Genomic DNA, 4188 nt, shown 5'->3' with positions numbered 1-4188 from the left:
GAGCCCACCGCGCGCCTGAACCCGAAGTACCTCTTCGACACCTTCGTCATCGGCGCCTCCAACCGCTTCGCCCACGCGGCGGCCGTCGCCGTCGCCGAGGCACCCGCCAAGGCCTACAACCCCCTCTTCATCTACGGGGAGTCGGGCCTCGGCAAGACCCACCTGCTCCACGCGATCGGGCACTACGCGCGCAGCCTCTACCCCGGCACGCGCGTGCGGTACGTGAGCTCGGAGGAGTTCACCAACGAGTTCATCAACTCCATCCGCGACGGCAAGGGCGACAGCTTCCGCAAGCGCTACCGCGAGATGGACATCCTGCTCGTCGACGACATCCAGTTCCTGGCGGACAAGGAGTCGACGCAGGAGGAGTTCTTCCACACCTTCAACACGCTCCACAACGCCAACAAGCAGATCGTGCTGTCCTCGGACCGGCCGCCCCGGCAGCTGGTGACGCTGGAGGACCGGCTGCGGAACCGTTTCGAGTGGGGCCTGACCACCGACGTCCAGCCGCCCGAGCTGGAGACGCGCATCGCGATCCTGCGCAAGAAGGCGGTACAGGAACAGCTCAACGCCCCGCCGGAGGTGCTGGAGTTCATCGCCTCCCGCATCTCGCGCAACATCCGTGAGCTGGAGGGCGCGCTGATCCGCGTCACCGCGTTCGCGTCGCTCAACCGGCAGCCGGTCGACCTGGGCCTGACCGAGATCGTCCTGAAGGACCTGATCCCCGGCGGCGAGGACTCCGCGCCGGAGATCACCTCCACGGCCATCATGAGCGCCACCGCCGACTACTTCGGCCTCACCGTCGAGGACCTGTGCGGCACCTCCCGCGGCCGCGCGCTGGTGACGGCGCGCCAGATCGCCATGTACCTCTGCCGCGAGCTGACGGACCTCTCCCTGCCGAAGATCGGCGCGCTGTTCGGCGGCCGGGACCACACCACGGTGATGCACGCCGACCGCAAGATCCGCAATCTGATGGCCGAGCGGCGCTCCATCTACAACCAGGTGACGGAACTGACCAACCGCATCAAGAACGGCTGACGGCCGGCGGCACGGGCACGGCACGCGTCCTGGAGGCGCCCCTGGAGATCCCCGGGGGCGCCTTTTTCGTGGGCGGGGGTCTCCAGCCGAGCCCCGCAACCGAGCCCCGGACGCGGCCCAGGAGGCACCTGGAGCCGCCGGAGAGCTCCTCGCGCCGACTCCGCCTCGGCTCCGCCCCGCTCCCCGCTGTTCGAATATCTGCCGGGTTACGGCCTCTCTCCACAGATTCGGTGACTTTTTCCCCTCCACAGGGTGGGGACCACGAAGTTGTCCCGATTCTGTCCACAGGCTGGGGTGTTGAGGAATGATCAGGGCAGGTCAGCACCCTGTGGATTCGTGGACAAAAGATTTCCACAGGCTGTGGACAACGGAGAGTTCCCCAGGCCGTGCGTCAAGTTGTCCACCGGCAACCCACAGGCTGGGGCGGGTTGTCCCCAGCGATCACCCGCTTCTCCACATCCTTGTCCACTGTTCGGCAACCCGACGCGGCCTCTCACCGCGTCGAGTGAAAGGCGTCACATCAAGGTGCCGGGTTGGGCTGTGGGAAAGGTGGGTAAACCTGGGGACGGCGTTGGGGAGAAGTCGCCTCTCCCTGTGTACGGCGTGTGCAGAACTTTCTGTTCTCCACAGATACGCCCGGTTGTCCACCGGCTCCGCCCACAGGCGCGGTGGATAAAATTCCTGCTCTGACCTGCGCAAACGGGGTTATCCACGGTATCCACAGGCCCTACTACTACTCCCGACTAGAGAGAGAGCGGGAATCGTTTCGAAGCGGGACCTGTGCACAACTTGCCGTCTCGAGCCCGACCGCCCCTCGTCGCGACTTGACCCCGAAGGGCACCTACTGTCAGTGCGGTGCGTCAGACTGGTCCCCGGTGTTCTGCCCCTCGGCGGGGCCGGCGACACCGGGTCAGACGACGAAGGCGAAGCAGGGCGAGAAGCGCCGGCAACAGCAGGAGGCGGCAACAGTGAAGATCCGGGTGGAACGCGACGTACTCGCGGAGGCAGTGGCCTGGGCGGCTCGCAGCCTCCCGGCCCGTCCGCCGGCGCCGGTCCTCGCGGGCCTGCTGCTGAAGGCCGAGGAGGGGCAGCTGAGCCTGTCCAGCTTCGACTACGAGGTCTCCGCGCGGGTGTCGGTGGAGGCGGAGGTCGAGGAGGAGGGCACCGTCCTCGTCTCCGGCCGACTGCTCGCCGACATCTCCCGCGCCCTGCCCAACCGGCCGGTGGAGATCTCCACAGACGGTGTACGGGCGACGGTGGTCTGCGGCTCCTCGCGCTTCACCCTCCACACACTGCCTGTGGAGGAGTACCCGGCCCTGCCGCAGATGCCGAACGCCACGGGCACGGTCCCCGGCGAGGTCTTCTCCGCGGCCGTGCAGCAGGTGGCCATCGCCGCCGGCCGCGACGACACGCTGCCCGTCCTCACCGGTGTGCGCATCGAGATCGAGGGCGACACGGTGACGCTGGCCTCCACCGACCGCTACCGCTTCGCGGTCCGCGAGTTCCTGTGGAAGCCGGAGAACCCGGAGACCTCCGCGGTCGCCCTGGTGCCCGCCAAGACGCTCCTGGACACCGCCAAGGCGCTGACCAGCGGCGATCAGGTGATCCTGGCGCTGTCCGGGTCGGGCGCGGGCGAGGGCCTGATCGGTTTCGAGGGCGCCGGCCGCCGGACGACGACGCGTCTACTGGAGGGCGACCTCCCGAAGTACAAGACGCTCTTCCCGACGGAGTTCAACAGCGTCGCCGTGATCGAGACCGCCCCCTTCGTGGAGGCCGTCAAGCGCGTGGCCCTGGTCGCCGAGCGCAACACCCCGGTGCGGCTCAGCTTCGAGCAGGGCGTGCTCATCCTGGAGGCCGGCTCCAGCGACGACGCACAGGCTGTGGAAAGGGTCGACGCCCAGCTGGAGGGCGACGACATCTCGATCGCCTTCAACCCGACGTTCCTGCTGGACGGCCTGAGCGCGATCGACTCGCCGGTGGCCCAGCTGTCCTTCACGACGTCCACGAAGCCGGCGCTGCTCAGCGGCAGGCCCGCGGTGGACGCCGAGGCGGACGAGGCCTACAAGTACCTGATCATGCCGGTGCGGCTGAGCGGCTGAGGCCGTCCCGGTCGTCCGCCTGTCCACAGGCTGAGGACAAAGGCCCAGGTGAGGGCGTACGCATGAGCGCGTATGCCCACAGCTGTGCACAGGGGTCCGGGTTTAGGGTCGTACGTGGGTACGAAAGTGCCGCGGCACGCATCCGCCGGGTGCGGGCGTGCCGCCACGCCACCTCGCAGACCTAAGGAACGCAACTGATGGAGCTCGGTCTCGTCGGCCTCGGCAAGATGGGCGGCAACATGCGCGAGCGGATCCGCCGCGCGGGCCACACCGTCGTGGGATACGACCGCAATCCGGATCTCGCGGACGTCCACAGCCTGGAAGAGCTTGTGGGCAAGCTCAGCGCCCCTCGCGTGGTCTGGGTGATGGTCCCGGCCGGTGAGCCCACCCAGGCCACCGTCGACCAGCTGGGAGAGCTGCTGGAGCCCGGCGACGTCGTCGTGGACGGCGGGAACTCCCGCTGGACGGACGACGAGAAGCACGCCGAGGAACTGGCGGCCAAGGGCATCGGCTTCGTGGACTGCGGCGTCTCCGGCGGTGTCTGGGGCCTGGAGAACGGCTACGCGCTGATGTACGGCGGCGACGCGGAGAACGTCGCCAAGGTGCAGCCGGTCTTCGACGCCCTCAAGCCGGAGGGCGACTTCGGTGCCGTGCACGCCGGCAAGGTGGGCGCGGGCCACTTCGCGAAGATGGTCCACAACGGCATCGAGTACGCGATGATGCAGGCCTACGCCGAGGGCTGGGAGCTGCTGGAGAAGGTCGACTCCGTGGAGAACGTCCGCGAGGTCTTCCGCTCCTGGCAGGAGGGCACGGTCATCCGCTCCTGGCTGCTGGACCTCGCGGTCAACGCGCTCGACGACGACGAGCACCTGGACGGGCTGCGCGGTTACGCACAGGACTCCGGTGAGGGACGCTGGACCGTGGAGGCCGCGATCGACAACGCGGTGCCGCTGCCGGCGATCACCGCGTCGCTGTTCGCGCGGTTCGCGTCCCGGCAGGACGACTCGCCGCAGATGAAGATGATCGCCGCGCTGCGCAACCAGTTCGGCGG

Annotated in this window: 3 protein-coding genes; all 3 read left to right on the top strand. The window is 68.3% G+C overall.

Annotated features, from left to right (window positions below; translation table 11 throughout):
- Positions 1–1038 (top strand): chromosomal replication initiator protein DnaA (gene dnaA, locus GTW67_RS05755; protein ID WP_161163704.1); only part of this gene is annotated, 1038 nt, incomplete at its 5' end.
- A 968-nt stretch (positions 1039–2006) separates the two neighbouring features.
- Positions 2007–3137 (top strand): DNA polymerase III subunit beta, encoded by a 1131-nt coding sequence (gene dnaN / locus GTW67_RS05750; protein WP_161163705.1) that lies wholly within the window; start codon positions 2007–2009, stop codon positions 3135–3137.
- Between the two features lie 197 nt (positions 3138–3334).
- On the top strand, positions 3335–4188 hold an 854-nt coding region (gene gnd / locus GTW67_RS05745), incomplete at its 3' end, for a phosphogluconate dehydrogenase (NAD(+)-dependent, decarboxylating) (RefSeq protein WP_161163703.1).

It is taken from the genome of Streptomyces sp. SID5910 (assembly GCF_009862125.1).
In the GTDB taxonomy this organism is placed as follows: domain Bacteria; phylum Actinomycetota; class Actinomycetes; order Streptomycetales; family Streptomycetaceae; genus Streptomyces.
Note: the sequence above shows the minus strand (reverse complement) of the source record. Positions and strands in the feature narration are given on the sequence as shown.